Here is a 25931-nt window from a genome sequence, read left to right as displayed (position 1 = left end):
ACATGATGACGCTCGGCGTGGAAGACAAGTTTGATTGAACGCCGTTCGCGGAACGGACCACTTCGACGTCGTCACGGCGCCGGACACGCCGCTCCGGTCTTCACCCAGGCCTCGACCAGCGCGCCGGCCTGCTCTTGCGTGCCCGGGGCGGGCGTGCGGCCGAAGCCGGGCTTCCAGGCCCAGCCGACGAGGGTGTCCTTGCCGATATGGTCGATCAGGTCTTCCACCTTGCGCCCGCCATTGCGCGCGGGATCCCTGATCTGTTCGCAGATATCGCCGACGGTCTTGCCCTCCCAAGCCATCTCGCGCGGGGCGAGATGCCATTCGGGATGGCCGGGCATGCGGCCGGGCTCGAAATTGGCCTTCTGGTGACAGCTGTTGCAGCGCATCGCCTCGAGGCCATGGCCGTCAGCGCCGCGCGTGACCGGCGGCTGATGCAGGCGGGCATTGTCGCCCTGGTGCGGCCTGTCGCCGGCCGGGTGACAATTGGTGCAACGCGGGTGCGTCAGCACCTTGCCGAGCTCGGTGAAGATTGCGGCCGAACGTTTCTCTGTGTCGCCGATCGAGGCAAAGCTCTCGGGCGAGGCGAGGGCGTGGCCTGCCGTCTCCGATGCCGCATAGCCCGCACTGAGACTAACGGCGAGGGCGGCGACCACGGCAATCATCTTGAACCGCACGTCGGAGATCATGGTGCGTGTCACTTGGTGGCCATGAGGTAGCGCTTCGAGTCGGCGAGGATCACGTCGCGCACCGCCTCGTGATATTTGATGTAGCCGGTGCAGCGGCAGAGATGACCGTCGAGCGCATCCGCGATGGTCTGCTCCAGCGCCTCCCGCGCGACCGGTGTCCGCGACAGGCGCTCCAGCAACACCTGGCCCTCATTGAGGAAGCCGGCGGTGCAATAGCCGCACTGAAAGGCGAAGTGCGCGATGAACGCCTTTTGCAGGGTCGAGAGCTCGCCGTCCCTGGCGTGCCCCTCGACGGTGCGGATCGACTTGCCGTCGAAATTCACGGCGGGCGCTACGCAGGTCGGGCTGGTGGTGCTGGTGCCGTCGGGCGCGTCGACGATGACGGCGCAGCTCAGGCATTGCGCGGCGCCGCAGCCGAACTTAGTGCCCGTCATGCCCAGCATCTCGCGCAGAAAATCGTTCATCGAGAGATCGTCGCGGACGTCCATCGGACCGTGCTTCTGGCCGTTGATGGTGAGGCTGAGGGTCGTCACGCGAGCACTCCCTTCAATAGGCTTGCGGTGACCGGCAGCGCGCGGAAGCGATGGCCGGTGGCGTCGTGGATGGCGTTGATCAGCGCCGGCACGATCGGGATCATCACGACCTCCGCCATGCCCTTCGGTGCTTCGTCTGCCGTTTGCGGCTTCAGCATCTCGATCTCGAGATCGCGGAGCGGCAGGTCGGAGCCGCGTGCGACCAGATAGCGCCCGAGATTCCATTCGCCGTTGCCCGGCCCGCCCTCGAACGGGGGCAGGGTTTCGAGCAGCGCGTAGCCGACGCCCATGGCGAAGCCGCCCTGGGCCTGGCCCATCACCACCTCGGGCACGAGCGCGGTGCCGCATTCGAGCACGCTATAGGCCTTGGCGATGCGCAAGCTCCCGGTTGCGCGCTCGATCTCGACGCGAACAACCGTGCCGCACATCGAGGTGTAGGCGGTGCCGATCCGGTTGTTCTCGGTCGGCGGAAACTTGACGCTGGTGCGGTTGATCCGCTCGAACTTGCCGTTGCCTTTGCGGATCGCCAGCGCGTCGATCTCGGCGCGATATTGCTCGCCGGACAGCGGGAAGCGTGCCCGCGACCACGCCCAGCGCGAGAAGCTGTGCGCGACCGCACCGGTGACGAAGCCGCGCGTGTGAGCCGTCGCCGCGAGCGCCGGGAGGGCGAGCGGTTCGAGGCCGGGCATGGTCAGCTGGCCGTTCTGCCAGCTTGCGGCGTCCCATTTCCGTGCGCGCGGATCACTCTTTGCGATGTGCCACAGCTCAATCGCCGCGGGCCACAGGCCGAAGCGGAAAATGACGCGGGCGGCTTCCGCGGCGGAATGCGTGCCGACATGGGCGCCGATCGAGGAGCTCGTCGGCGAGCTGATCGCGGGCACCCAGCGCGGATTTTTCTCCGCGGCATCCTGGGTCTTCTGATCGATGGTGGAGGGATCGCCTGATGTGACCAGCCCGAGCACGTCATAGCTGTCGACGCGGGCGACCGAGACCTCGTCGGCGATGGCGCCGAGATGACCGGCGACCCGGTTGGCCAGCGCCGTCCCGATGCCGTTGCCCATTTCGACATGATCGCAATAGATGACGATCTTGCCGTCAGGTCCAAGCTCCACGCGTCCGAGCGAGCCGTCCGCGCCGGAGCCATAGTCTTTCGTCACGCAGGCGACGCCGGTGCCGACCAGTCGATCCGACGAGGTCTGTTTGAACTGCGCCCGCTGCTGCCAGATCGGGTGCTTCTCGAGCTTGTCGAGGATTTCGGGCGTGCGCACCGAGACGATGTAGGGATTGCCCGTCATGGTCCGGCCGTTTTGCGGCAGCGCATTGCGCCGCCGAAAATCGATCGGATCGTGCTTGAGCTCGGACGCGGCTTCGTCGATCAGGACCTCCAGCGCCGTCATGGCTTGCAGGATGCCGTAGCCGCGCATCGAGCCCGCGCTTACGCCGCGCGAGTGCACCGCGACGGTCCTGACGTCGACCTTCGGAATGTCGTAGATGCCGATTGCACCAGTGGCTGCGACGACGGCGACGCTGGCCGAGAAATGGGCGAGCCCGCCGCCGTCGAGCACGTGATCGGCGGCGAACCCCTTGATCTTGCCGGTCGCGCGATCGACGCCGATGCGCGAGCGCATCTTGATCGCGTGGCGCTTGATGCCAGCCTGAAACTGCTGGTAGCGGTCATGCGCCAGCCGCACCGGCTTGCCGGGAAAACAGACCGCCGCGAGCGCAACATAGAGAATAAAAGGCGTGTGATCGCGGCCACCAAAGCCGCCGCCGACATGGGCGAACTGCGCGTTGATGTGCGCCGGCTTGTAGGGCGCGCGGGCCTTGCCGAGCAGATGCGCGATCGATTCAGCTGCCTCGTAGGGCGACTGGACGCCGAGCAGCAGTTCGAGATTGCCGCCCTTGCCGTCGTACCAGGCGAGGCCGCATTCCGGCTCCAGGAACATCGGGTCGACCGATTGCGTCTCGAACTCGCGGTCGAGCACCAGCGTGGAGGCGTCATCCGCTGCAAGCTCGGCGCGGATCTGCTCGCCATATTTCGCCGCCTTGGCGTAATCCGCCGGCATCTCCTTCGCGAGCGGCGACCACACCGGCAGCGCCGCGCTCTGGACCTTCTTGGGCGAGACCCAGCCGGCCTGGAGCGGCGAATAGACATCCGGTTTGTCAGGTGAGGGACCTGCCACGCGGGTGAAGCGGAAGGCCCCGTAATCGGGGACGACTACAGGCCCGGTCTCCTCGCCGAACTGGACGAACGTGCCGTCGCGCAGCGCCAGACGCGCCTGGTCGAAGGCGTCGAACTTCTCGAAGATCAAAAGCGCGACCGGCTGTCCCAGATAAAGCGGCGTCTTGCCGACCGGACAGAACAGGTCGCCCGCATAGAATTCCGGCACCTGCGTCCCGATCCGGTCGAGATCGGCGGCCGTCACCACCACCGACGGCTTGAGCGCGCCGCCGAGGCGGGCGAGGTCCAGCCCGGTATAGACATGCGTGGCTTCGTTGGCGCGGACCAGGATGGCGTGCGAGGTGGCCTGCGGCCAGCCGGGGAGATCGTTGGCGCGGAAGTCGGAGGCGTAAAGTTTTGCGCCGGTGACTTTGGCGACGCCGTCGACACGGCCGGCGCCCGTTGTCGCGGGATTGAACTTGCCGCGTCCAGGCAGCGTCTCGTGCGCTGCGAAGGGCACACCGGCCGCGGACGCCAGATGTGACAGGCTGACCGAGATGCCTCCCGCCGACAACCACTTCACGAACTCGCGTCGCGAAGTCCCCATGATCATATCCTTGTACAGAATTTCGAGAACATCGGGATGCCGTCAGCATGCGATGTCCGAAGGGCATAGGCGCGCGCCAGCGCGAATCCGTCACGATGCATCATGCGACGATAGAACGGGTGAGAAGGTTTACAACCGCTGAATGTCGTGCGCTCGCAGATCGAATTGTGGTTTCGTGCTTGCTTTAGAATCGAATCGAACGGAAGACGGTCCGGCAACAGGGGGCGCAATTCAAATGCAGCACGATTCGAACGGTGCGTCTTCAGTCACCAGGGCGATGGGTACGACGACATTGTCGCGCCGCCAATTGCTGGATTGCGGTCTCAAAGCCGGCGCGTTGTCGCTGTTCGCAGGTGCCGCAAATGCCCAGCACGCCATGCACGACCATGCGGGCACGTCCCACACCGCGGACATGTCGCCGAGCATGGGGATGGTCGCTGAAACGCCCGTTCCTGCCATGGACCAAGCGCTGGTCGAGCCCGAGGTACGGCGGTCCGTCAATGGCGTGCTGAGCACGACGTTGCGCGTCGGCTATGCCTATCGCCAGATCGGCGGCGTCAGGCTCTATGTCAGATCCTATGAAGGCGGCAGCCCCGGACCGACCCTGCGCATGAAGCCCGGCGAAACCCTGCGCATCAAGATGATCAACGATTTGCCGCCGAACCGCGATGGATTGCCGGCCGACATCAGCCATCCGCACCAGTTCAACAACACCAATTTCCATTTCCACGGCGCGCATACCAGCCCGAGCGGGATTTCCGACAACGTCATGCGGTCGATGGCGCCGGGCCGCAGCTACAACATCGAAATCACCCTGCCGGCCGATCACACCAGGGGCACCTACTGGTATCACCCGCATCACCACGGCAGCGCCGACATCCAGATGTCCTCCGGCATGGTCGGCGCCGTCATCATCGAGGGCGATTTCGCCGAAATTCCCGAGATCGCCACGGCTCGCGAACGGCTCATGGTGCTCACCCAGGTGGTCTATGACGCCAACGGCATGGTCGAGAATTTCGAGACGCTGTTTCCCGAGACCGCGACGCGCTTTCTCGCCATCAACGGCCAGCGCCGGCCAATGATCGAGATGCGGCCAGGCGAGGTGCAGCGCTGGCGCATCCTCAATGCCGCATATCAGGACGACATGCTGCTCGACCTGGAAAAGCACGATCTGCATGCGATCGCCTATGACGGCATCCAGCTCGGCGCCATGCAGCCGCTCAAGCAGGTCCTGATCGCGCCTGGGCAGCGCGCCGACATTCTGGTGAAGGCAGGCGCCCCCGGCACCTACGCCTTCAATGCCGCGCCCTACGACCAGGGGCATCCGTCGCCGGTGGGACCGCTGGCCCGGGTCGTGGTCTCAGGCGCGCCGATGGACATGAAGCTGCCGCGCACCCTGCCGCCGGCGCCGCTCGCGACCATCAAGGATTCCGAGATCACCAACCGCCGCAAGGTGGTGCTGTCGGCCACCGCGCCAGAGGCCGATGCGGCCGGCCATTGGCAGGAATTCCAGTTCTTCGTCGACGGCAAGAAGTTCGACCCCAGCCGTATCGATCAACGGGTCAAGTTGGGCGCGGTCGAGGAGTGGACCGTCGTCAACACGCATGAGCATGACGACCACGTGTTCCACATCCATACCAACCCGTTCCAGGTGATCTCGGCCAATGGCAAGGCGCTGGCGGTGCCGGAATGGCGGGATTCCGTGATCGTGGAGCGCAAGGGCGGCGTGGTCGTGTTCCGCTCGCGCTTCATCGATTTCACCGGTGTCTACATGCTCCACTGCCACATGATGAACCATGAGGAGATGGGCATGATGCAGACCGTGGAGGTCTATAAGCCGTAAGCTGCGGGTCGAATTGCGGGAGTTTGGCGGCGGACAGGGTTGATCCGGGTCCGGCCGGGCTTCCCCTGACGGCCCGCATGGCCTATTGACGCTGCAACGCAACAATCCCCCAAAAAGACCTCATGATCCGCCTCGACAACGTCAGCAAGCAAGCCGGCCACCAGATCCTGTTCATCGAAGCCTCGGCCGCCCTCAACAAGGGCGAGAAGATCGGGCTCGTCGGCCCGAACGGCGCCGGCAAGACCACGCTATTCCGGATGATCGCCGGCGAGGAACTGCCCGATGAGGGGCAGGTCTCGACCGATCGCGGCATCACCATCGGCTATTTCAACCAGGACGTCGGCGAGATGGCCGGCCGCAGCGCCGTGGCCGAGGTCATGGACGGGGCGGGGCCGGTGAGTGCGGTCGCGGCTGAGCTGCGCGAGCTCGAGACGGCGATGGCCGATCCCGACAAGGCCGACCAGATGGATGAGATCATCGCGCGTTATGGCGAGGTGCAGCACGCCTTCGAAGAGCTCGACGGCTACGCGCTCGACGGCCGCGCGCGCGAGGCGCTGTCCGGCCTCGGCTTCAGCCAGGAGATGATGGACGGCGACGTCGGCAAGCTCTCCGGCGGCTGGAAGATGCGCGTGGCGCTGGCGCGGATTCTCCTGATGCGCCCGGACGTCATGCTGCTCGACGAGCCCAGCAACCATCTCGATCTCGAAAGCCTGATCTGGCTGGAGAAGTTCTTGCACGATTACGAAGGCACGCTGCTGATGACCTCGCACGATCGCGAGTTCATCAACCGCGTGATCTCGAAAGTGGTCGAGATCGATTCAGGATCGCTCACCACCTACGCCGGCAATTACGAGTTCTACGAGCAGCAGCGGGCGCTGAGCGAGAAGCAGCAGCAGGCGCAGTTCGAGCGCCAGCAGGCGATGCTCGCCAAGGAGATCAAGTTCATCGAGCGGTTCAAGGCGCGCGCCTCTCATGCAGCGCAGGTGCAGAGCCGGGTGAAGAAGCTCGACAAGATCGAGCGGGTCGAGCCGCCGCGCCGCCGCCAGACGGTGGCATTCGACTTCCCGCCGGCGCCGCGCTCCGGCGAGGACGTTGTTGCGCTCAAAAAGGTGTTCAAGGGCTACGGCAGCAAGCGGATCTATGACGGGCTCGATTTCATGATCCGCCGCAGGGAGCGCTGGTGCGTGATGGGCGTCAACGGCGCCGGCAAATCGACACTGCTCAAGCTCGTCGCGGGAGCGAGCGAGCCGGACGAGGGCACGGTGGCGGTCGGCGGCAGCGTCAAGATGGGCTATTTCGCCCAGCATGCGATGGATTTGCTCGACGGCGAGCAGACGGTGTTCGAGTCACTCGAATACGCGTTTCCGACCGCGGGGCAGGGGTCCTTGCGCGCGCTCGCCGGCTGCTTCGGCTTCTCCGGCGACGACGTCGAGAAGCGCTGCCGCGTATTGTCGGGCGGCGAGAAGGCGCGCCTGGTGATGGCGAAGATGCTGTTCGATCCGCCGAACTTTCTGGTGCTGGACGAGCCGACCAACCATCTCGACCTCGCCACCAAGGAGATGCTGATCGCGGCGCTGTCGGATTTCGAGGGCACCATGCTGTTCGTCTCGCATGACCGGCATTTTCTCAGCGTCCTGTCGAACCGCGTGCTGGAGCTGACGCCCGAGGGCATCCACCAGTTCGGCGGCGGCTACACCGAATATGTCGCGCGCACAGGGCAGGAAGCGCCGGGATTGCGGAGCTAGCATTCCGCTACGCCGCCTTGACGCGTTGCTGCCGCCCGCTACGCTCCTCCTAAAAAGCGGGAGCGAAACAGCCATGAAGCAGCTGCGCATCGGCGACATCACCATCGACGCGGTGATCGAGCGGGAAGGGCCGTGGCGGCGGCCGCAGGATTTTTTCCCGGCCTATGACGAGGGCGTGTTCAAGCGCCATCTGCCGACCATGGAGCCGGAGGTGTTCGACGCTGGGCGCGGCATGATGATGATCACCTATCAGACCTTCGTCGTGCGCACGCCGCGCTACACCATTCTGGTCGACACCTGCACCGGCGAGGACAAGGGCCATCCGCCGCCGTTCGATTTTCCGGGCAAGGCGCGCTGGCGCGACGAGCTGTTCGCGCTCGGCATCTCCTTCGAGCAGATCGACTACGTCTTCTGCACGCATCTTCATATCGACCATACCGGCTGGAATACGACCTTGCGCGACGGCCGTTGGGTGCCGACGTTTCCGAATGCGAAATACGTCTTCCACAAGGGAGAATATGCGGCCTGGGAGGCCGAGCATGCCAAGGGCAGCAACCCGCCCGGCACCGTGTTTCGCGACAATTGCCTGCCGATCGTCGAGGCAGGCCAAGCGCTGCTGGTCGATGATGACTACGCGCTCGACGACACCGTCACGCTGATGCCGACGCCGGGGCATTCGCCCTGCCATTGCTGCGTCAACATTTTCTCGAAGGGGCGCCGCGCGGTGGTCGCCGGCGACCTCATGCACCACCAGATCCAGTGCCGCGAGCCGGACTGGTCGGCCAAGCCGGATTGGGATCCGAAGCAGTCGGCGGTGTCGCGGCGAAAGTTTTTTGCTTCCGTCGCCGACACCGACACGCTGATCCTGCCGATCCATTTTCCGGCGCCGACGGTCGGGCTGATCAAGCCGCTCGGTGCCGCCTTCGACTACCGTTTCAAGCGGGAGTAGGCGACCGGACGGTCTAGTAACTGAAGAACATCCGCTGGATTTCTTTCGTGTCGGTCGTCTTGGTCAGCGCCAGCATCAGGAGAATGCGCGCCTTTTGAGGATTGAGCGTATCCGAGACGACGAAGTCGTGTTCGTCGTCCTTGGCCTCGCCGTTGCGTGCGACGATGCCGTTGCCGACCCGGCTGCTGCGCACGATCACGACCCCCTTCTTTCGGGCCTCGTCGAGCGCCGGCTCGACCGCGGGCCGAGCCAGGCTGCCGTCTCCCACGCCTGCATGCACGATCCCCTTGGCTCCGGCGGCGACAAAGGCGTCGATCGCGACCCGGTTCATGTTGGCGTAGCCGTAGACGATGTCGACTTGCGGCAGGACATCGAGGCTGGAGACGTCAAATTCGGAGTCCGCCGTGTGCCGCCGAGTCGATTGACGATAGAAGTATGGCTTGTTGCCCTGCATGTAGCCGAGAAAGCCGAGTTCAGGCGTGCGGAAGGTGTCTGCCGTCGAGGTGTTGTTCTTGGTGACATCGCGAGCCGCGTTGATCTGATCGTTGAGAGCAACGAGCACGCCCTTGCCGACGGCCTCGTCACTGCCTGCGAGGATCACCGCGTTGAAGAGGTTGATCGGCCCATCCGCGCTGATCGCCGTCGACGGCCGCATCGCGCCGACGACGACGACAGGTTTCTTGCTCTTGACGACGAGGTCGAGAAAATAGCTGGTTTCCTCGATCGTATCCGTCCCGTGCGTGATCACAATGCCATCGACGTCGTCCTGCGCGAGCAGCGCGTTGACGCGCTTGGCAAGCTTGAGCCAGTAGTCATTGTTCATGTTCTCGCTGGCGATCTGGAAAACCTGCTCGCCCTTGACGTTGGCCACCGTTTTCAGTTCGGGGACGGCATTCAGGAGCGTCTCAATGCCCACCGTGGCGGCGGTGTAACCGACCACCGTGGTGCTGCTCGCCCCGCTGCCGGCGATCGTGCCGCCGGTTGCGAGCACCATGACGTTGGGCAGCCCCGGGCCCCGCGCGTTCGCGGCTTCAAGTCCGATGAGCAGCGCGAAGAGCAAGCTCATTGCCGCGATGAAGTGATGACGCACTCGAGGTTGCCACATCTTGACGTCCCTTTCCTAGAAAGCCCTGTCGATGCGCCCCGGTTCGCTCAGCACCGTATGATCGGTCAGTCGAGAGCTCCTGTCTAGGGTGGCGGCTTTCGGATGATTTGGTCTGGACGCCGGCATATGAAAGCACACACGCGAATGGCCGGGACAGGCCCGGCCATGACAGTGTTCGTTTGGCGATTGCCCGCTAAAGATGCAGCGAATTCGCGACGCCTTACGCGCCCATCTCGCACTTCTTCATGAAGCTGTTCTTGGCGGCGCCGGCGAGCGGCTTGCCCTCGGCGCTGACGGCCTTGGGCGCACAGGCGTCGGCCCTGCACTTCTTCATGAACGAGGTCTTGGCGGCACCAGCCAAGGCCTTGCCGTCCTTGCCGACAGCCTTGCTTTCGCAGGTGTCGTCCGCGAAGGCTGAACCCGCTGCAAACGTGGCAACGATCGCAGCCAGGAAAATCCGCTTCATCATGATTGTCTCCCTAAACCAGAAATGGCGCGCGGATTGGAGCCGGGAATCGTGGCGCAATCAAGCTGGATGAGTGCCTGCCGTCCGGTCTTCCCAGCGATTTTCCGAGCGCGGGTGCGACAGGGCCCACCGCCTGCTGCACTGCTCGCTGACCGGGACGGGCGATCCTGCTAGCTTCGGGCGAGTTTAGCCCGAGGGAGCATCGTGATGGAGACCCTGATTGCGAACATGCCGAATGCCGCTTCTGACCGGCATTCTCACCTGGTTCGGCCGCAAGAGATGGAATGGCAAAAGACGCGCTTTCCCGGCTGCGAGGCCAAGACGCTGCTGTTCGATCGCAGCAGCGGTCTGATGACGGCCTTGATGCGCTTTGCGCCGGGATCGGTGCTGCCCGATCACGAGCATGTCGGCGTCGAGCAGAGTTATGTCATCGAGGGCGCTCTCGTCGACAACGAGGGACCGGCCAGCGGCATCGCCTGCAAGGCCGGCGAATTCATCTGGCGCGAGGCGGGCAGCCGGCATGCTGCCTGGTGCCCGGAGGGCGCCCTGATCCTGGCGATCTTCCAGGTGCCGAACAAGTTCTTCGAAGCCGACGGCCGCGTCGTCGATGCCGCCGGTCAGGATTGGGACCAGACGTGGGGGCACACCGACGCGCAACGGGCGCGGAGCGCCCGATAGGCGGCTCTTAGCAGGTCAACGGCCGTCATCGATGCTTCTGACGAGCACGGTGACCTGAACGGCGATCAGCCGCCGCATCTCCTTGCCGCTTCGGGCGGTTTCGCGCAGCCCCCGCATGCCGAACACCAGGCATCGCGCCAGCACTTCCGGCTCGTTCGCTATCCCAGCGGCCTTCACCTGATCGCGGATGAGGTCGGCGACTAAACACTGGAAGTTGTCGTAGACCTTCCGAACCGCGGGGAAACGGAGGTCGAACAGATCTGCCGAATCGGGATGCGCCTCGATCAGGTCGAAGCCATGCGATCCCCAGGATTTACAGGCATGGAGCAGCTTGGCGTGAAGGCCGTCGAGGCGCGCGATGGCGGCCCTGATCTCCCGATGCTTCTGCTCGTCCATTCGCTGGATCACCGCCGCGAACACGGCATCCTTGTCGGGGAAGAGCAAATAGAGCGCCGGCCGCGACATTCCCGCCTTGGCGGCGATGTCGCCCATCGTCGTGCGGGCATGGCCGTAGCGGGAGAAGACTTCCGTCGCAGCCCCGACGGCGAGCTCTTCTTTCGAAATGCCGGAACGAGCCATGAGCCTCACGAGGGTCGGAACTGAACGTCGGCCATATTGACAAAATAACGATAATTGTCAATTTGCACAAAGTGCATGAGGCCATGAGAGGTTCTGCGAGATGAACGATGAAGCGCGATTGAAGACTTGGAACACCTATCAGGCGGCGTGGGGACCCATCGATGAGGACGAGCGGCGTCGGCTGCTCGAGCAAAGCGTTGCCGCGGACTGCGTGTATACCGATCCGGGCTCACAGATTGAGGGACGTGACGCCTTGATGGCGCGCATTGGTCAAACCCAGCTCAAGTTTCCTGGCGCGCATTTCAGGAATGACAGCTTCCTCGAGCACCATGATCAGGGGCTTTTTCGCTGGACAATGTATGACGGCACCGGTGACGTGTTCGTCACGGGCGAGAGCTTCGGCCGCTTCGGCGACGACGGCCGGCTCGTTCAGGCGACGGGTTTCTTCGAGGTGCCCGCTGCCAAGGTCTGACCGCTGGCCGGCGCGGCGGTCGATCCTGCCGCTCCCGACATCATACGCCCCGCGCGAGAAGCGCCTTGAAGTCCGCCCGTGCACGCCGCGCTTCGGCCCGCGCCACCTCGGAGGCGTCGCCGAGGCCGAAATAGCCGTGGATCAGGCCGGGGCCCTCATGATGGTTCACCGGCACACCGGCGGCTTCCAGCGCGCGTGCATAGGCGGCACCTTCGTCGCGCAGGGGATCGAACCAGGCGGTGGTGACGATCGCGGGCGCGACGCCGGCAAGCGACTTCGCGCGCAGCGGTGAAACGCGCCAGTCGGTGGCGTGCGAGGGATCGGCGAGATAATGGCCGCAGAACCACTCCATCACCGCGCGTGAGAGAAAGTAGCCTTCGGCATTCTCGGCGCGCGAGGGAAAGGGTGCGTTCTCGCGCGCGTCCGCATAACTCCCGAGGACGTCGGTCACGGGGTAGACCAGGAGTTGCGCCGCGAGCTTGATGCCGGCATCGCGGCAGGCGATCGCGGTGGTGGCTGCGAGATTGCCGCCGGCGCTGTCGCCGGCAACGCCGAGGCGTTTTGCATCGCCGCCAAATTCCGCAACGCGGCCAAACACGTCGCTGACCGCGGCAAAGGCGTCCTCGAACGCACCGGGAAAGCGCGTTTCGGGCGGGCGCCGATAGTCGACGGAGACGACGACCGCGCCGGTCTCGATCGCAAGGTTGCGTGCCTGCCGGTCGTGGGTCTCGAGGTCGCCCGCGACCCAGCCGCCGCCATGGAAGAACACCACGGTCGGCGCCGGCGTGGTGCCGACCCGGTAGACCCGTGCGTCGAGCGGGCCGGCGCCGCCTTTCACCTTGATATCCGCGACGATGTCGACCGGCGGCGGCGGTATGGCCGCGCGCGAGGCAGCCAGTGCGCGCAAGGAATCGCGGGCGCTCTGTGGCGTCATCGTCGTGTGATCGCGCATCGGCAGCAGCGGAATGATCTGGGCGATGACGGGATCGAGCGGTGCGGCCATGTTGGCTTTCATGGGGATCCTCACAGGGTTCTTGGTCTTGGTTGAGGGTTAGCATAGATTTTGCGCGCCGCATCGGCAACCGCTCGCATGTGGCAATGCCGGGAATGAACGGGCAGGGAGGTCTTGAGGTGGAATTCGAAACGCTGGTCCAGTCGCGCCGCAGCGTGCGTGGCTTCAAGAACGAGCCGGTGCCGCGCGCGGTGATCGAGGCGATCATCGACAGCGCCAAACGTGCGCCGTCGTCGATGAACACCCAGCCCTGGCATGTCCACGTGCTCACAGGCGGACCGCTGGAACAGCTGCGCCGACGCAACATGGAGGAAATGGTCGGCGGCGCCAAGGTCAAGCGCGACATCGTCAGTCATGGCGAATACCAGGGCGTGCACCGCACGCGGCAAGTCGACGTCGCCAAGAAACTGTTCGGCGCGATGGGAATCGCGCGCGACGACAAGCCGATGCGGCAGGACTGGGTGCTGCGCGGCTTCCGCCAGTTCGACGCGCCGGTCTCGCTGGTCTTGACCTATGACCGCGTGCTCGATCCCGGCGCGGTCTGCCATTTCGATCTGGGCGCGCTCTGCTACGGCATCGTGCTCGCGGCCTGGGACCGTGGTCTCGGTTCGGTGATCAACGGGCAGGGCATCATGCGTTCCGACATGGTGCGCGAGGTCGCGAACATTCCGGAGGACGAGGTGATCATGACCTGCGTCGCGATGGGCTATCCCGACGACAACTTTGCCGCGAACGCCGTGCGTTCCGATCGCGAGGGCAACGACGATTTCGTGCGCTACGTCGGATTCGCGGAGTAGTGCAGGCAGAGGAGATTATTCTCTCGCCTGAAATTTTTGGTGCGGACCGCTTGGCGGCCTCTTGCAATCTCGATCGTGCGGGAGGAACAATGTGCGGACTGAAAGGTTTGATGCTGGCGCGAGGGAATTGACATGCGGCGGCTCGCTAGCCTGGTTCGACGGTTCTTCGGCCCGCGAGTGCGGCGTCCGATCGATGATGATCCAAGTCTTCCTTTCACCCCCGAAGAGTTCGGCCGGCTGATCCGCAGCGGCCGGCATGAGGACATGAAGCTGCTGGCCAACGGGCTCGCCTGCCGGTCCGTTCCGCGCCGCACCATACATCGCGCCGCGCACTAGACTGGAGTCGAGGCGGGTGTGACGCGCTTATCGCGTGAGCGCGACCTGCCTGAACGCGATCAGCAGTGCCTTCTCCAACTTTCCGCTCATCCCGCATAGGATGTCATAGGCCTCGCCGCGTGGCAGCGTCGGCTTGTAGTGCCGATACTCGATCAGGGCCGCGAAGATGTCCGAGATCGTGAGAATCCGCACGATGTCGCCAATGCTCTCGGCCCCGAGCGCATCCGGATAGCCGCTGCCGTCGAGATATTCGTGATGATGCCGCACGGCATCGAGGATCTCCGGCGAGATATCGTCGTGGTCTTTCAGAAAATCGTAGCCCGCTGCCGGGTGAGTCTCGATCATGGCACGTTCCTCCGGATCGAGACGGCCGGGCTTGTCGAGGATGGCAAGAGGGATCCGGGCCTTGCCGATGTCGTGGAACATGGCCGCCGTATACAGGCGCTCCAGATCGGGCCTGCCGACGCCGAGGCTCAGGCCGAAGTCGATGGTGACGCCGGTGACGAGGAGACAATGCTGATAGGTCCCCTCGTGATGGCGCCGCACCGTCGTGAGCCATTCCGACAGGCCATGCTGGCTGATGCGATCGGCGATTTGGCGGCCGGCTTCTATGGCGCCGTTAACGTCGATCGGCTGGCCCGTTGTCACCGAGGTGAACATCGATGCGATCGCGGTCGCCGCGGTCTCGACTGCATTGTCAGGCTGCGCCGCGTGACCTGAGAAAGCAGACGCCACTTCGGCGGGCTCCGCCAGCGCTGCCAGCAGCTTGATCTTGTCGATCGTTCCGGGAAGGACGAGCGTGGCCCCGAGCGCGTAGGCCTGCGAAATACTCATGTGAGAGGAGTGCTCGACCAGGAAGATGCGCTTCGTTGCCTTCGCGAGCTTTACGGCTCGCTTCTTGATGGCCGCAATGGTGCGGACGTCACGCAATTCCGCGCGGATGACGATCGCGAACGGCACCTGGGACAGCTTGGCTTCCGCGTCGAGCCGTTCGCCTGAGACGGCAAACTGCAGCTCGAGAATCGAACAGACGCTCGATAGTTTGTCTGAGGAATCAGCCAGCACATGCACGAACGGGCGTGCCGCTTGCTTCTCTCGGATGCCGCCGTCGCCTTTGACGGGGCGGGATATAATTTGCGCGTTCTGCACGGTTGACCTGAATTATGCTGAGTGGATGTGACCGATGAATCCTTGGGCCTATTTGCTCTGAGCGGCGGCGGCGGCTGCCGGTTTCCTCTTTCCGTCTACGGTGACGAAGTGCACGCCGGCCGTGGTGCCGTCGATCCAGACCAATTCGCAGCGCCGGTAGGCGAGCCCCGTCGACGACAGCAGCAGGAAGAATTCCTTGGCCCGCAGAACGTCGAGCGTGCCCTCGACTTCGATCTTCGCACCGCTTTGCGATATGTCGAGCAGAACGCAACTGCGCCGCCACGTGCCGTCCGAGCCCATCAGATTGACCGGCTGCTTGTGATCCATTTTCACGCGCTGCGCCTTGCGACCGTCGAACTTCATCGGCCAACCCCCATCTTCGCGCCGCGATTTGCCGGATCGCTCGTGTTGGCGCTTGCCGCTATTTCCCCCCATCGCACTGTCCATTGGCTGGTGGACAGAAGCAGAGTCTCGAAGATCCGTTGCGCGCGCTCGCGCTCGGCATAGGAGAGCCTTTTGCCGCTGCGGTTGCTCAGGATGGTAAGGGTGGTCTGCCAGTTCAGCCGCGAAGCCCGGCACGCCATGACCAGCCCCTCGCAATCGTCGTCGCTCACGACATGCTCGATGATTTCAAGCGGCGCCCCTGAAAGCACCGACAGCGCCGTGAACAGGTTGGCCGTCTCGCCGCGGATCGCAAAACGGTTCACCGTGGAATCATTGAGCTTGCCGATTCGGTTGAGGACGACGATCTCCGGCCTCGCGCTTGCGTAGTCGGCCCGGCAAGGCCGCTTTGGCGCAGCCGGCTCCGCTTCCGGCACCGGCGCCGCGGCGGATGGGTTGGGCGTCGCCGGTGCCTTCCGGATTGGTGGGACGGAGAGCAGCTTGCGCACGACCAGGTCGGGCGTGCCGGGCCGGAGTACCAGCGCCTTCGTGATCTCGCCGTCCTGGTCGGCCTTGGCAATCAGCGCTGCATAGGCTGCGTCGGAGAATTTCGCTCCCGGGTTCTTGATCAGGGCAAGGCAGATCGGGCCGCCGTGCTTGATCAACGCCTCGGTCACGGCCGGCGCGATGTCGCTGCGGTCGGCGATCGCGCGTCGATGCCACTCGCCACGGGAGTCAATGACAGCCTCGAGATCGGCTGCGGAAAGTGCACGCGACTTGAGCAACACAGGACATGCCACGTCCGGATTATCGTGCGAGGCGAGACGCCACAATGTTTCGGGAGGCGCGATGTCAAGCTCAGCGAGCGCCGTGCTGAGCTGGACCAGTGCGCTGGCCTCGACCCGTTCCGTCAATCGCAGCAGAACACCGTCCACCACGTTGCTGAGCAATTCCCGGCACTGGTCGCGGCTGCCAATGAGCAACTGCACCATGCCGGAGAGAATGCGTGCGCAACGCTCCGCCGGGCACGTTGCGACCGTCTCTTCCAATTCAGCAAGAATATCAGCAGGCGAATTTGCCATCATGGCAGGGGCCTGACTCAAAATTGATTTGGACTATCGAACTGCGCCTATTCCGCTCGACAAACGTTAATTTGAAATTTGGATTTTGCTCGTCTAGGTATATGTGCACCGCAGGCCACACGGGAAACGCTATCGAAAATTGGCGAGATTTGATGCGTCGCCTTGTCCTTGGACTTCGACGCTCGCCAACTGGTCAGCATAGTTCGAAGTGATTCTTTCAGACTTAAGGGGACACCGGAACGGGGAAGTTGGGCCAGCATCGTCGCCGGACGCGCGTGTGTTGCGATGCGAAGTCACATTGCCATGAACAGAAGTGATGATGCGCCGACGCTGGCGCCGAAGGTATTTCGTTTCACCGACGTCGATGAATTTCGAAGTGCCATACGAGGCCTGAACTTCGAGTTCACGCCTTTCGTACGGAGGATTTCGGCCGAGCAGACCATTCTGTCGCTGCCCGGCTGCGACGTCAATCTGACGCGGGCATTTCCGCGGGTCGTCGACGCACAGCTCGTCGAGAATTGTACGGCGATCGGATTCACGATGGACGATTTGGACGTCCCGGTTCGATTCAACGGCACGCAGCGCACGCGACCCGTCATCGTCATCGGCAACGGCGGCGCGGCTTACACCACCATCGAGGAGGTGCAGCGGCAAATCGCCTCGGTGGTGTTCAGGCCAGAGGTGACGGATCGCGGTTGGCCACAAGCAGCCTTCTGCTTCAACATCTTCGAAACGACCGCGGCGGGCTTGAACCGGCTCCGCGGGGTGGTTCGGGAGGTGCTGGCAGCCGCTTCGGAGCCGGTCGATGCGCCCGACGTGCCGCTGAAGGCGGCCGCCATGAAGGAGACCCTGCTCGGCGCTGTGGACGCAGTTTTCGAAAGCATCGTTCCTGCGCGATGGACCCTGCGCCCCAATGACGAGCGCAACTTCAAGGTCTTTCAGGACATCCGCGCGCTGCTTTCCGACGACCTCTCGCAGCCCATCTACAGCGACGAGATCGCGCGCAAGCTCGGTCTGTCCGTTCGCACCATGCACGACGTCGTCCGCCGCTATCGCGGCATGAGCCTGCACCGCTACTTGCGCCTGCGGCGGCTGTGGCTGGTGCGCCAGCGGCTGCTCGCCGGTGCCGACAGCGTCAAGGCCGTTGCGCTGGCGTTCGGCTTCTGGCATCTCGGCGACTTCTCCAGAAGCTATCGGGACCAGTTCGGCGAGACACCGTCGCAAACGCTTGAATGCGGACGGCGAACCTAGCCGTCAAAACGTTGAGGCCGGTCTGATGATCCGTGCTATAGTACCGGTCATGAGCAATCGCATCCTCGTCCTGTACGGTTCCTACCGTTCCGACCGCATGGGCATCCGCCTTGCGAATTTCGTCATCGATCGCTTGCGCGCCCGCGGCGACGACGTCGTGTTCATCGACGCCAAGGCGATCGGCCTGCCGATGCTCGATCGTATGTACAAGGAATATCCCAAGGGCTCCGCACCCGAGGCGCTGGAGAAGCTGGCCGGAGAGATCCGCGGCGCGGACGGTTTCGTGTTCGTCACTGGCGAATACAATTGGGGCATTCAGCCGGGCCTGAAGAATCTTACCGACCACTTCCTCGAGGAGTGGTTCTGGCGTCCGGCCGCCATCGTGAGCTACTCGGCCGGCCGCCTGTCCGGCGCGCGTGCCTCGACCGCCTGGCATGGCACGCTCTCGGAGATGGGCATGGTGGTGGTGTCGAGCACCATCGGCGTCGGCCCGATCGCTCAGACGCTGTCGGAGGCGGGCGAGCCAGTCGGCGAGGGCGGCAAGGCGCTGGAACGCTCGTTCCCGCGCTTCGCCGACGATCTCGCCTGGTGGATCGAGGCCGCCAAGGCGCAACGGGCGCGCAAGGCGCCGCCTTATTGACAGCCCCGTATTGACGGTCCCGTAGCCCGGATGGAGCGAAGCGCAATCCGGGCCGTCGGTGTTTGCGGCACGATTCCCGGATTACGCTTTCGCTCCATCCGGGCTACGAAGCTGCGCGTTTGCCGCGCTTACGCCGACCTGACCTCACCGAGGAAGCGGTCGAACTGTCCGGCGAGGTCGCGTGACTGGGTCGAGAGCTGCTCGGCGGCGCCCAGCACCTCCCGCGCGGCCGTACCGGTGTCGTCGGCGGCGCGCTGCACGCCCGATATGTTGGTGTTGACCTCCTGGGTGCCGCGCGCGGCCTCCTGGACGCTGCGGGCGATCTCCTTGGTCGCCGAGCCCTGTTCCTCGATCGCGGCCGCAATCGCGGTGCCGATCTGGTCGATCTCGCCGATGACGTCGGCGACGTTGCGGATCGCGGTCACGGTCTCGTCGCTCGCGGCCTGGATCGCCGAAATCTGCTCGGAAATTTCGGTGGTGGCCTTGGCGGTCTGGCCCGCCAGCGATTTCACCTCGGCAGCAACCACCGCAAAGCCGCGGCCGGCCTCGCCGGCGCGGGCGGCCTCGATGGTCGCGTTCAGCGCCAGCAAATTGGTCTGCTCGGCGATGCTCTGGATCAGCGTCACGACGTCGCCGATCTTCTGCGCGCCCTCGGCCAGCGCGCGGGCGGTGTCGCCGGTGCGGCGGGCGTTGTCGACGGCGCGGGCCGCGATCTCAGTGGATTGGGCCACTTGACGGCCGATCTCCGAGATCGAAGAGGTCAGCTCTTCGGTGGCGCTCGCGACGGTCTGCACGTTGCTCGATGTCTGCTGCGAGGCGGCGGCGACGACCGCGGCCTGGCTGTTGGTCTGGGCCGCCGTCGAGGTCATCGACTGCGCCGTGCTTTCCATGGTGGAGGAGGCTTTCGATAGTCCGCCGACGAGCTCGGTGACCTTGGCTTCGAACGCGCGGGTGATCCCGTCGAGCGCCTGTGCGCGGCGCATCTTGCCGTCGTTCTCGGCCTGCTTCTCCGCCGCGAGGCTGTCGGCCCGGATCATGTTGTCCTTGAAGACCCGGACAGCCGCGGCCATCGCGCCGATTTCGTCGGAACGCTCGGCGCCGGGAATCTCTTCCGCGACCTCGCCGTCGGCAAGCCGCGACATCCGCGTCGTCAGGTTGACGATCGGAGCGCAGACCCGGCGGCGGACCGTGACGATGAGGCCGGCGCTGGCGATCAGCACGGCGAGGAGGCCCGCGAGTGCGATGGTGAAGCTGGTGTGGGCGGCGGTCGAGGCACCGGCGAGAATCTGCTCGGCGTTGTCGTAGAAGGCGTCGCGGACCTCGATGATGGTGCTGAGGCCGCGCTGCGTGGCGGTGTAATAGGTGTCCATGTCGTGTTCGTACTTGCCGCTGACCGCACCCTCCTTCACCAGCTTGAGCTCGCGGCCGAACTCTTCGATGTAGATCGCGTTGAATTTTTCCAGCGCGGCGGCGACGTTGGCCGGCGTTGCGGGATTGCCACGCAACTCCAGCAGCGACATCACGATCTGATCGTTGCGGCCCTGCGAGCGGCTGATCTCGGCCTTCTCGGTGTCGGTCGCCGGCTTCTTGCCCCCGACGAGGTTCTTGTGCAGGCTGGAGTTGAAGCCGCCCACGTCGCGCAATGTCATCGCGATGTTGGCGTAGCTGGCCTGCCGATAGGCATCGCCGTTGAGGATCGCCATGCGGCGGACCTGCTCGTTGAGCAGCGCGGTCACGCCGGCGTTAAGAACGGCGTTGTCGGCAACGATCTTCTTGGCAGCGTCCTTGCGCGCCTCAGGCGGGCCCGACATCGCCTTGTCGATGGCCTCGCGCAGTGCGGTGAACTTCGAGTTGATGGCGTCGATGTTGCCGCCGGTCGTGTTGCCGTCGTCAAACGGGCCGGGCAGGTCTTTGCGCAGCGCGTTCATCGTGTCGCGGGCGGCATCGGTCTGCTTTCGCAGCTTGCCCTGCTCGGCAAGCAGCGCCGGGTCGACGGCGGGAGGGCCATACAGGATGTTGGTGGAAAAGCCGCGCTCGGGATTGAGGTAGCGCGGGATGTCGCTGACGGCCCGGACGATCGCCAGCCGCCCCTGAGCTTCGGTGATCCGCTCCATCGTCTGGTATTTCGTCACGGCGACGTAGACGGCGAGGCCGCCGCCCACAGTCGAGAGCGAAACGATGGCGGTGGTCAGGAGCGTACCGATTTTCATGATTCTGTCCGGCAACTGGCGCGGGAAACTATTTGCACGGACAATAGGCAGGCGATGTTAATCCCGGGTTTACGCTGGTGGCCGCGACCACTTGGGCCGTCGGTCGAGGGCCGCAAGGATATCGAGCGTTGCCTGATCGCGCTCGCCCAAGAAATACCGGGCGAGCGCCTCGTCGAAAACGGGCTCATCCGACACGGCGCCGAACAGCGTCATCGACGAGCGGAATTTGGCGTCATCGGGCGCGCCGAGGATGGCGTTGATGCTCCGGCCTTCGACAGCGAGCACAAGGCGGGTGCATTCGATCAGGCGCGGACCGAGGATGGGGTGGGCGAGGTAGGCGCTGGCCTCGGCGCGGGAGGCGATGGCGTAGCGCTGCGACATGGCGCTGAAGCCGAGGCCGGCGATTTGGGGGAAGACGAACCACATCCAGTGGCTCTGCTTTCGGCCCCGGGTCAGCTCCTCCTGGATGTCGCCATAGACCGGGTCCTGGGCCCGGACAAAGCGTTCCAGATCGAACGGATCAGTCATAATATACCTTGGGATACCCCGGAATGGCTTGCCGGAGCCTTGCCAGACCCTTGCCAGACCCCTGCCGGCCCCGATTATGCCTAACTTTTGGCTCCCAATGTGGTAGCTGGTATAGAATCTCCGGGTGGGGGTGGGTCCCCCCGGGGGTCGATTTTGGGGAGCTGATGGTTTCCGACCGGGCACAAGCCGAGAGGCTATTGTCGCGCCGCCGTATTGGGCGAGCCGAGACGATATTGCTGTCTCTGGCCGCCGTCGCGCTGGCGCTGGGCGCCGCCGCCTGGGTCGCGGATATCGGCGGTTCGGCCTCGCTTGTCACCGCCGCACTGCCGCCGGCCAATGCACCTTCATTCGATGATCGTTTCGCTTCGGCATCGAGCAGCCCGCCCGCCCGCGAGCTCGGCCTGCGGACGCTGGAGCGCTCCGCGGTGAGTGCAGTCCAGCTCAAGCTGCGCGACGCCAAGGCGATGCTCGCCCAGAAGCTCCAGGGCGACGACTGGCGCTCGACCCTGACCGACGACGACCGGCACATGTCCGAAGAGGCGAGACTTGCGCAGCGTGCTGACGCCATCCCGATGCCGCGCTCGCGCCCGCCCCAGGCCGACATCTCTGCCCAGATCGCCTCGAGCCAGGCTTATGCCGAGACCAACCCCCGGGTCGACAACCGCAACTTCTTCGAAAAATTCACCGACAAGATCAAGCTGGCCTCGCTGACGCCCGACAGCGGCCTGTTCGGCAAGGCGCCCGATCTCGCCGCGCTCGGTTACGATTCGCGGACGGCTGTCTACGACATCTCGGCCAAGGCGCTTTACCTGCCGAGCGGCCTCGCGCTGGAAGCGCATTCGGGCATGGGCGCGCTGATGGACGACCCGGAGCATGTCGACCAGCGCATGGTTGGCGCCACCCCGCCCGCGACCTACGACCTGAAGCCGCGCGAAAAACTGTTTCACGGCGTCCGCGCACTGCGTTTGACGCCCACGGAGGGCACCAGCGCGCTCGGCCGCGTCGGCCTGCTCACCCATAATTACATGCTCGGGCCCCGTGGCGACTCCAACGGTTGCGTTTCGATCAAGGACTATGATCGATTCATGAAGGCCTACGACAACGGTGAGTTCAACCGTCTGGTCGTGGTGCCCCGGCTGACCCCGTCGGCGACTGCCTCGCAGCGCGCGAGCACTGAGTCCTGATATCTGCGCCTGATATTTGCCTGCTACGGCGGGGCTGCCGTTTTCCCTTCGTTAAGCCGTCATCGTCCAGAAGCAGCCCATGAGTGATCCGCAAAGTTCCGAGACCCCGCTGCGCACGACGTTCAAGATCAAGCTGAACGGCGACACGCTGGCGATTGCGACCGTCGGCCAGGCCTATCAATTCCTCACCAATTTCAAATCGGTTGAGTGGATGGAATTCCGCTCGCTGCATGAAGACGCGGTCGCAGCGCTCGAAGGCGCCGCCGAGAACGCCATGCTCGTCGTGCAGGCGACCAACGCCGTGCGCGCGCTGTTCGTCAGCGCCAAACTGCTCTGAGAGCGACACGGCAGATTTTTGGGGAGATTCCCGGATTGCGCTGCGCTCCATCCGGGCTACCGCTCACGGCTTGGACTCCGCTATAGGGACAGGCAATGGTCTGCGAAGATCGCGCTCAAGCCGATACGTTGAAACATAGTTCAGGGAGAGACCCATCATGAAACGCCGTACATTTCTCAAGGGAGGCGCGCTCGCCGGCGCGACGACGCTGGTTGCCGCACCCGCGATCGCGCAGAGCGCGCCCGAGATCAAATGGCGCCTGACGTCGAGCTTCCCGAAATCGCTCGACACCATCTACGGCACCGCGCAGACTTTTGCGAAATATGTTGCCGAGGCCACCGACAACAAATTCCAGATCCAGACCTTTGCGGCCGGCGAGCTCGTCCCCGGCCTGCAGGCGCTCGATGCGGTCAGCACAGCCTCTGTCGACATGGCGCAGACCCCGCTCTATTTCTACATCGGCAAGGAGCCGGCGCTGGCCTATGCGACCGGCGCGCCATTCGGCATGAACCATCGCCACCAGGAGTCCTGGTGGCATTTCGGCGGCGGCGCCGACCTTACTAACGAGGCGCTGAAGCCGTTTAAGGCGCATGCCATCCTCTGCGGCAATTCCGGCACCCAGATGGGCGGCTGGTTTCGCAAGGAGATCAAGACCGTCGACGATCTCAAGGGCCTGAAATTCCGCATCGCCGGCATGGGCGGCCATGTGCTGGCGCGGCTCGGCGTGGTGCCGCAGCAGATCGCGGGCGGTGACATCTATCCGGCGCTGGAGAAGGGCACGATCGACGCGGTCGAATTCGTCGGCCCCTATGACGACGAAAAGCTCGGCTTCCAGAAGGTCGCCAAATACTACTACTTCCCGGGCTGGTGGGAAGGTGGCGCCATGCTGCACATGATCGTCAACGACGAGAAGTGGGCGTCGCTGCCCAAGCAGTACCAGGCGATCGTCAACCAGGCCGCGTCGGCCGCGGGCGCCTGGATGCTCGAGAAATACGACAGCGTGAATCCGGCGGCGCTGAAGCGGCTGATCGCCAATGGCGCGGAGCTGAAGGCGTTTCCGCAGCCGGTGCTGGAGGCCTGCTACGCCGCGACCCAGGAGCATCTGAACGAGCTCGCCACCAAGAGCGACCTGTTCAAGCGCACCAAGGAAAGCCACGACGCCTATATGAAGGAGCTGCTGTTCTACACGCAGATCGCGGAGAATTTTTACGACAATTATCTGCTCGGCAAGATGCGCAACAAGGCTTGAGTGCGCAAACTCCCGTAGGGTGGGCAAAGGCGCACTTGCGCCGTGCCCACCACTGCTTGCTTGACTCGCCATGGTGGGCACGCTTCGCTTTGCCCACCCTACGGCATCTATCGTGCGGTGAATTAAGCCGCGCCCAGCCCGAGCTTCTCGTAAATCCGCCGTGCATAGGCGCCGAACGCGTCCGTCGTCTTGAGCGGCAGATCCCGCGGGAAGGGCAGGTCGATCGGGAAATAATCGGCCATCTTCGCCGGGCCCGCCGTCAGCACGGCGCAGTGCGAGGACAGGAATACGGCCTCCTGGATCGAGTGCGTGATGAAGATGATGGTCTTGCCGCTCTCGCGCCAGATCCGCAGCATCTCCAGATTCATCTGCTCGCGCGTCAAGGCGTCGAGCGCGCCGAACGGCTCGTCCATCAGGATCAGTTTCGGGTCGTGAATGAAGGCGCGCGCAATCGCGGTGCGCTGCTGCATGCCGCCGGAGAGCTCTCGCGGATATTTCTGCTCGTAGCCGGCAAGTCCCACCAGATTGAGCAGATCGCGCGCCCGCTCCCGCGCGGCCTTGATCGGCAGGCCGACGATCTCTGCCGGCAGCAGCACGTTGTCCAGGATCGTCCGCCATTTCAGCAGCAGCGCCTGCTGGAATACCATGCCGATGTCGCGGGTCGGATCGAACGGGCTTTTGGCATTGCCGATGTTCACCGTGCCGCCGTCGGCGTCGTGCAGGCCGGCCAAAATCTTCATCACCGTGGTCTTGCCGCAGCCGGATGGGCCCACCAGCGAGACAAGCTCACCCTCCTGCACGTCCATGGTGACGTCGGACACCGCCAGGAATTCGGCTCCGCCGCTGCGATACACCTTGCGGACGCCTTGCAGGCTGATGAAGGGGTTTGAGCTCATGCCAGCCATTTGTTCAAGTTTGCGGCCACGAACGCGTCGTCGCTGAGGTCGGAATGCTCGCGGTAGACGCGGTCGATCTCATTCTTCTGGCCGGGGCTAAGGCCCTCGTTCGGATCGAGGCACCACAGGCCCTGCATCAGGCCCTGCCGTCGCAGCACCTCATGGCAGCCGGCGATGCAGCCGTGAAAATCGTTGGCGACGTCGAAGAATGCGCTGTTGCAATCGGTGACGCGGGTATCGAGCGCGAGCAAATCGGCCGGGACGCTGTCCTTGTGCCGTGCCGCTCTGCAGCGCTCGAACTGTTTTATGGCGCTCGCGGTCCAAACCGACCAGTGGCCGAGCAGTCCGCCCTTGAAATAAGTGCGCGTGGTGATTCCGTTGTCACGGAGGTCGAACGGCAGCATCAGATCGAGCAGGATGTGGTCGTCATTGCCGGTATAGAGCGCAACGCGGTCGAGCGCGCCGGCCGCCGCGACGCCGCGCAGAACATCAAGGGTCCTGTAGCGGTTGAAGGGCGCGATCTTGATCGCGATGACATTGTCGATCGAGGCAAAACGCTGCCAGAACCGGCTCGACAGGACCAGGCCGCCGACGGCCGGCTGAAGATAGAAGCCGACCAGCGGAATTTCGGCAGCGACCGCTGCGCAATGCGCGATGATCTCGTCCTCCGACGCGCCCTTCATCGCAGCGAGACTGAGGAGCCCTGCGTGGTAGCCGATGTCGCGCGCGGTGCGGGCTTCGATGGTGGCCTGCCTGGTCGGACCGGCGAGGCCCGCGACCAGCGCCAGCGGACGCTTGGTCCAGTTCGCCGCAGTCTCGGCGGCGAGTTCGAGCACGGGACGGTAGAGGCCGACATCGCGGATCGCAAACTGCGTGGTGTGCACGCCGACCGCAAGGCCGCCGGAGCCGGCGTCGATGTAATAGCGCGTCAGCGCGCGCTGATGCTTTGTGTCGAGCTGGCGTTCGGCGGTGAGCGCGAGGGGATGCGCCGGCAGCACGGTGCCGTCGGCGATCAGCTTGCGGATCTCGCTGTTGATCTGGCTGTGGTGCAT

26 protein-coding genes are annotated in these 25931 nt (G+C 64.4%); 12 read left to right on the top strand and 14 right to left on the bottom strand.

Annotation, left to right across the window (positions count from 1 at the left end; genetic code table 11):
* Window positions 1-71: 71 nt before the first annotated feature.
* Genes ABIC03_RS01720 through ABIC03_RS01710 form a run of 3 tightly spaced genes read right to left on the bottom strand, consistent with a single transcriptional unit; the run spans window position 72 to window position 3990 of the window.
* Window positions 72-689 carry an Isoquinoline 1-oxidoreductase subunit gene (locus ABIC03_RS01720; protein ID WP_354054999.1) on the bottom strand — a complete coding sequence of 206 codons (618 nt, stop codon included), beginning with the start codon at window positions 687-689 and terminating at the stop codon, window positions 72-74.
* An 8-nt stretch (window positions 690-697) separates the two neighbouring features.
* Window positions 698-1222, bottom strand: coding sequence for a (2Fe-2S)-binding protein (locus ABIC03_RS01715; RefSeq protein ID WP_063992642.1), 525 nt, complete (start codon window positions 1220-1222; stop codon window positions 698-700).
* Window positions 1219-3990, bottom strand: coding sequence for a xanthine dehydrogenase family protein molybdopterin-binding subunit (locus tag ABIC03_RS01710; RefSeq protein WP_354054996.1), 2772 nt, complete (start codon window positions 3988-3990; stop codon window positions 1219-1221). Before ABIC03_RS01710 ends, ABIC03_RS01715 begins: the two co-directional genes overlap by 4 nt.
* A gap of 235 nt (window positions 3991-4225) precedes the next feature.
* Between ABIC03_RS01710 and ABIC03_RS01705 the strand changes: the two genes are divergently transcribed.
* From ABIC03_RS01705 to ABIC03_RS01695, 3 genes are all read left to right on the top strand, one after another.
* Window positions 4226-5833, top strand: a complete 1608-nt coding sequence (locus ABIC03_RS01705) for a multicopper oxidase family protein (protein WP_354054994.1) — start codon at window positions 4226-4228, stop codon at window positions 5831-5833.
* Window positions 5834-5955: 122 nt separating this feature from the next.
* Window positions 5956-7578 (top strand): ABC-F family ATP-binding cassette domain-containing protein, encoded by a 1623-nt coding sequence (locus ABIC03_RS01700; RefSeq protein ID WP_018456346.1) that lies wholly within the window; start codon window positions 5956-5958, stop codon window positions 7576-7578.
* A 73-nt stretch (window positions 7579-7651) separates the two neighbouring features.
* Window positions 7652-8527 carry an MBL fold metallo-hydrolase gene (locus ABIC03_RS01695; protein ID WP_354054992.1) on the top strand — a complete coding sequence of 292 codons (876 nt, stop codon included), beginning with the start codon at window positions 7652-7654 and terminating at the stop codon, window positions 8525-8527.
* 13 nt (window positions 8528-8540) lie between these two features.
* Here the strand turns inward: ABIC03_RS01695 and ABIC03_RS01690 are convergent, their stop codons facing one another.
* Both ABIC03_RS01690 and ABIC03_RS01685 read right to left on the bottom strand, forming a co-directional pair.
* A complete protein-coding gene (locus tag ABIC03_RS01690) occupies window positions 8541-9632 on the bottom strand; it encodes a type II asparaginase (RefSeq protein WP_354054990.1) in 1092 nt (363 codons plus the stop codon).
* A gap of 220 nt (window positions 9633-9852) precedes the next feature.
* Complete coding sequence (locus tag ABIC03_RS01685) at window positions 9853-10101, bottom strand: hypothetical protein (protein WP_354054988.1); 249 nt, start codon at window positions 10099-10101, stop codon at window positions 9853-9855.
* Window positions 10102-10305: 204 nt separating this feature from the next.
* Here ABIC03_RS01685 and ABIC03_RS01680 point away from each other — a divergent pair, with 204 nt between their 5' ends.
* On the top strand, window positions 10306-10776 hold the full coding sequence (locus ABIC03_RS01680; protein ID WP_354054986.1) for a cupin domain-containing protein: 471 nt from the start codon (window positions 10306-10308) through the stop codon (window positions 10774-10776).
* Window positions 10777-10791: 15 nt separating this feature from the next.
* Here ABIC03_RS01680 and ABIC03_RS01675 read toward each other — a convergent pair whose 3' ends face one another.
* The gene (locus ABIC03_RS01675; RefSeq protein WP_354054984.1) at window positions 10792-11355 is read right to left on the bottom strand and encodes a TetR/AcrR family transcriptional regulator; all 564 of its coding nucleotides are present in this window, start codon (window positions 11353-11355) and stop codon (window positions 10792-10794) included.
* A 100-nt stretch (window positions 11356-11455) separates the two neighbouring features.
* Here ABIC03_RS01675 and ABIC03_RS01670 point away from each other — a divergent pair, with 100 nt between their 5' ends.
* The gene (locus ABIC03_RS01670; protein ID WP_354054982.1) at window positions 11456-11827 is read left to right on the top strand and encodes a nuclear transport factor 2 family protein; all 372 of its coding nucleotides are present in this window, start codon (window positions 11456-11458) and stop codon (window positions 11825-11827) included.
* A gap of 40 nt (window positions 11828-11867) precedes the next feature.
* Here ABIC03_RS01670 and ABIC03_RS01665 read toward each other — a convergent pair whose 3' ends face one another.
* Window positions 11868-12830 carry an alpha/beta hydrolase gene (locus tag ABIC03_RS01665; RefSeq protein WP_354057470.1) on the bottom strand — a complete coding sequence of 321 codons (963 nt, stop codon included), beginning with the start codon at window positions 12828-12830 and terminating at the stop codon, window positions 11868-11870.
* A 128-nt stretch (window positions 12831-12958) separates the two neighbouring features.
* Between ABIC03_RS01665 and ABIC03_RS01660 the strand changes: the two genes are divergently transcribed.
* Both ABIC03_RS01660 and ABIC03_RS01655 read left to right on the top strand, forming a co-directional pair.
* A complete protein-coding gene (locus ABIC03_RS01660; protein WP_354054980.1) occupies window positions 12959-13636 on the top strand; it encodes a nitroreductase in 678 nt (225 codons plus the stop codon).
* Between the two features lie 132 nt (window positions 13637-13768).
* Window positions 13769-13972 (top strand): hypothetical protein, encoded by a 204-nt coding sequence (locus tag ABIC03_RS01655; protein WP_354054978.1) that lies wholly within the window; start codon window positions 13769-13771, stop codon window positions 13970-13972.
* A 27-nt stretch (window positions 13973-13999) separates the two neighbouring features.
* Here the strand turns inward: ABIC03_RS01655 and ABIC03_RS01650 are convergent, their stop codons facing one another.
* From ABIC03_RS01650 to ABIC03_RS01640, 3 genes are read right to left on the bottom strand one after another with little or no spacing between them, the layout of a single operon-like run.
* Window positions 14000-15121: an HD-GYP domain-containing protein gene (locus ABIC03_RS01650; RefSeq protein ID WP_354054976.1), complete on the bottom strand. Its 1122-nt coding sequence runs from the start codon at window positions 15119-15121 to the stop codon at window positions 14000-14002.
* A 48-nt stretch (window positions 15122-15169) separates the two neighbouring features.
* Window positions 15170-15484, bottom strand: a complete 315-nt coding sequence (locus ABIC03_RS01645; protein WP_354054974.1) for a PilZ domain-containing protein — start codon at window positions 15482-15484, stop codon at window positions 15170-15172.
* Complete coding sequence (locus tag ABIC03_RS01640; protein WP_354054972.1) at window positions 15481-16587, bottom strand: DUF2336 domain-containing protein; 1107 nt, start codon at window positions 16585-16587, stop codon at window positions 15481-15483. The genes ABIC03_RS01645 and ABIC03_RS01640 overlap by 4 nt, the downstream gene beginning before the upstream one ends.
* 300 nt (window positions 16588-16887) lie before the next feature.
* On the opposite strand from ABIC03_RS01640, the gene ABIC03_RS01635 reads away from it, so the two are divergent.
* The gene (locus ABIC03_RS01635; protein WP_354054970.1) at window positions 16888-17835 is read left to right on the top strand and encodes an AraC family transcriptional regulator; all 948 of its coding nucleotides are present in this window, start codon (window positions 16888-16890) and stop codon (window positions 17833-17835) included.
* 49 nt (window positions 17836-17884) lie between these two features.
* On the top strand, window positions 17885-18475 hold the full coding sequence (locus tag ABIC03_RS01630) for an NADPH-dependent FMN reductase (protein ID WP_354054968.1): 591 nt from the start codon (window positions 17885-17887) through the stop codon (window positions 18473-18475).
* A gap of 128 nt (window positions 18476-18603) precedes the next feature.
* On the opposite strand, the gene ABIC03_RS01625 is transcribed toward ABIC03_RS01630, so the two are convergent.
* Both ABIC03_RS01625 and ABIC03_RS01620 read right to left on the bottom strand, forming a co-directional pair.
* Window positions 18604-20685, bottom strand: coding sequence for a methyl-accepting chemotaxis protein (locus ABIC03_RS01625; protein ID WP_354054966.1), 2082 nt, complete (start codon window positions 20683-20685; stop codon window positions 18604-18606).
* A gap of 69 nt (window positions 20686-20754) precedes the next feature.
* Window positions 20755-21213 carry a DUF1810 domain-containing protein gene (locus tag ABIC03_RS01620; protein ID WP_354054963.1) on the bottom strand — a complete coding sequence of 153 codons (459 nt, stop codon included), beginning with the start codon at window positions 21211-21213 and terminating at the stop codon, window positions 20755-20757.
* A gap of 233 nt (window positions 21214-21446) precedes the next feature.
* Here ABIC03_RS01620 and ABIC03_RS01615 point away from each other — a divergent pair, with 233 nt between their 5' ends.
* From ABIC03_RS01615 to ABIC03_RS01605, 3 genes are all read left to right on the top strand, one after another.
* The gene (locus ABIC03_RS01615) at window positions 21447-22397 is read left to right on the top strand and encodes a DUF2778 domain-containing protein (protein ID WP_354054961.1); all 951 of its coding nucleotides are present in this window, start codon (window positions 21447-21449) and stop codon (window positions 22395-22397) included.
* A 79-nt stretch (window positions 22398-22476) separates the two neighbouring features.
* Window positions 22477-22734 carry a hypothetical protein gene (locus ABIC03_RS01610; RefSeq protein WP_007609546.1) on the top strand — a complete coding sequence of 86 codons (258 nt, stop codon included), beginning with the start codon at window positions 22477-22479 and terminating at the stop codon, window positions 22732-22734.
* 157 nt (window positions 22735-22891) lie between these two features.
* On the top strand, window positions 22892-23983 hold the full coding sequence (locus ABIC03_RS01605; RefSeq protein ID WP_354054959.1) for a TRAP transporter substrate-binding protein: 1092 nt from the start codon (window positions 22892-22894) through the stop codon (window positions 23981-23983).
* A gap of 122 nt (window positions 23984-24105) precedes the next feature.
* Here the strand turns inward: ABIC03_RS01605 and ABIC03_RS01600 are convergent, their stop codons facing one another.
* Window positions 24106-24888, bottom strand: coding sequence for an ABC transporter ATP-binding protein (locus ABIC03_RS01600; RefSeq protein ID WP_354054957.1), 783 nt, complete (start codon window positions 24886-24888; stop codon window positions 24106-24108).
* On the bottom strand, window positions 24876-25931 hold the full coding sequence (locus ABIC03_RS01595; protein WP_354054955.1) for a dihydrodipicolinate synthase family protein: 1056 nt from the start codon (window positions 25929-25931) through the stop codon (window positions 24876-24878). Before ABIC03_RS01595 ends, ABIC03_RS01600 begins: the two co-directional genes overlap by 13 nt.

The organism is Bradyrhizobium sp. RT6a (assembly GCF_040547675.1).
Classification (GTDB): Bacteria; Pseudomonadota; Alphaproteobacteria; order Rhizobiales; family Xanthobacteraceae; genus Bradyrhizobium.
The sequence above is the reverse complement of the archived record's forward strand: the minus strand, read 5'-3'. Positions and strand labels throughout refer to the sequence as shown.

Excerpts from the sequence above, each read along its gene's own strand:
- ABIC03_RS01640 (WP_354054972.1), bottom strand. The coding sequence starts at position 16,587 with ATGATGGCAAATTCGCCTGCTGATATTCTTGCTGAATTGGAAGAGACG.
- ABIC03_RS01600 (WP_354054957.1), bottom strand. The coding sequence starts at position 24,888 with ATGGCTGGCATGAGCTCAAACCCCTTCATCAGCCTGCAAGGCGTCCGC.
- ABIC03_RS01630 (WP_354054968.1), top strand. The coding sequence starts at position 17,885 with ATGAGCAATCGCATCCTCGTCCTGTACGGTTCCTACCGTTCCGACCGC.
- ABIC03_RS01605 (WP_354054959.1), top strand. The coding sequence starts at position 22,892 with ATGAAACGCCGTACATTTCTCAAGGGAGGCGCGCTCGCCGGCGCGACG.
- ABIC03_RS01625 (WP_354054966.1), bottom strand. The coding sequence starts at position 20,685 with ATGAAAATCGGTACGCTCCTGACCACCGCCATCGTTTCGCTCTCGACT.
- ABIC03_RS01705 (WP_354054994.1), top strand. The coding sequence starts at position 4,226 with ATGCAGCACGATTCGAACGGTGCGTCTTCAGTCACCAGGGCGATGGGT.
- ABIC03_RS01665 (WP_354057470.1), bottom strand. The coding sequence starts at position 12,830 with ATGGCCGCACCGCTCGATCCCGTCATCGCCCAGATCATTCCGCTGCTG.
- ABIC03_RS01610 (WP_007609546.1), top strand. The coding sequence starts at position 22,477 with ATGAGTGATCCGCAAAGTTCCGAGACCCCGCTGCGCACGACGTTCAAG.
- ABIC03_RS01710 (WP_354054996.1), bottom strand. The coding sequence starts at position 3,990 with ATGGGGACTTCGCGACGCGAGTTCGTGAAGTGGTTGTCGGCGGGAGGC.
- ABIC03_RS01655 (WP_354054978.1), top strand. The coding sequence starts at position 13,769 with ATGCGGCGGCTCGCTAGCCTGGTTCGACGGTTCTTCGGCCCGCGAGTG.
- ABIC03_RS01720 (WP_354054999.1), bottom strand. The coding sequence starts at position 689 with ATGATCTCCGACGTGCGGTTCAAGATGATTGCCGTGGTCGCCGCCCTC.
- ABIC03_RS01700 (WP_018456346.1), top strand. The coding sequence starts at position 5,956 with ATGATCCGCCTCGACAACGTCAGCAAGCAAGCCGGCCACCAGATCCTG.
- ABIC03_RS01685 (WP_354054988.1), bottom strand. The coding sequence starts at position 10,101 with ATGATGAAGCGGATTTTCCTGGCTGCGATCGTTGCCACGTTTGCAGCG.
- ABIC03_RS01680 (WP_354054986.1), top strand. The coding sequence starts at position 10,306 with ATGGAGACCCTGATTGCGAACATGCCGAATGCCGCTTCTGACCGGCAT.
- ABIC03_RS01635 (WP_354054970.1), top strand. The coding sequence starts at position 16,888 with ATGAACAGAAGTGATGATGCGCCGACGCTGGCGCCGAAGGTATTTCGT.
- ABIC03_RS01645 (WP_354054974.1), bottom strand. The coding sequence starts at position 15,484 with ATGAAGTTCGACGGTCGCAAGGCGCAGCGCGTGAAAATGGATCACAAG.
- ABIC03_RS01595 (WP_354054955.1), bottom strand. The coding sequence starts at position 25,931 with ATGCACCACAGCCAGATCAACAGCGAGATCCGCAAGCTGATCGCCGAC.
- ABIC03_RS01620 (WP_354054963.1), bottom strand. The coding sequence starts at position 21,213 with ATGACTGATCCGTTCGATCTGGAACGCTTTGTCCGGGCCCAGGACCCG.
- ABIC03_RS01670 (WP_354054982.1), top strand. The coding sequence starts at position 11,456 with ATGAACGATGAAGCGCGATTGAAGACTTGGAACACCTATCAGGCGGCG.
- ABIC03_RS01695 (WP_354054992.1), top strand. The coding sequence starts at position 7,652 with ATGAAGCAGCTGCGCATCGGCGACATCACCATCGACGCGGTGATCGAG.
- ABIC03_RS01675 (WP_354054984.1), bottom strand. The coding sequence starts at position 11,355 with ATGGCTCGTTCCGGCATTTCGAAAGAAGAGCTCGCCGTCGGGGCTGCG.
- ABIC03_RS01690 (WP_354054990.1), bottom strand. The coding sequence starts at position 9,632 with ATGTGGCAACCTCGAGTGCGTCATCACTTCATCGCGGCAATGAGCTTG.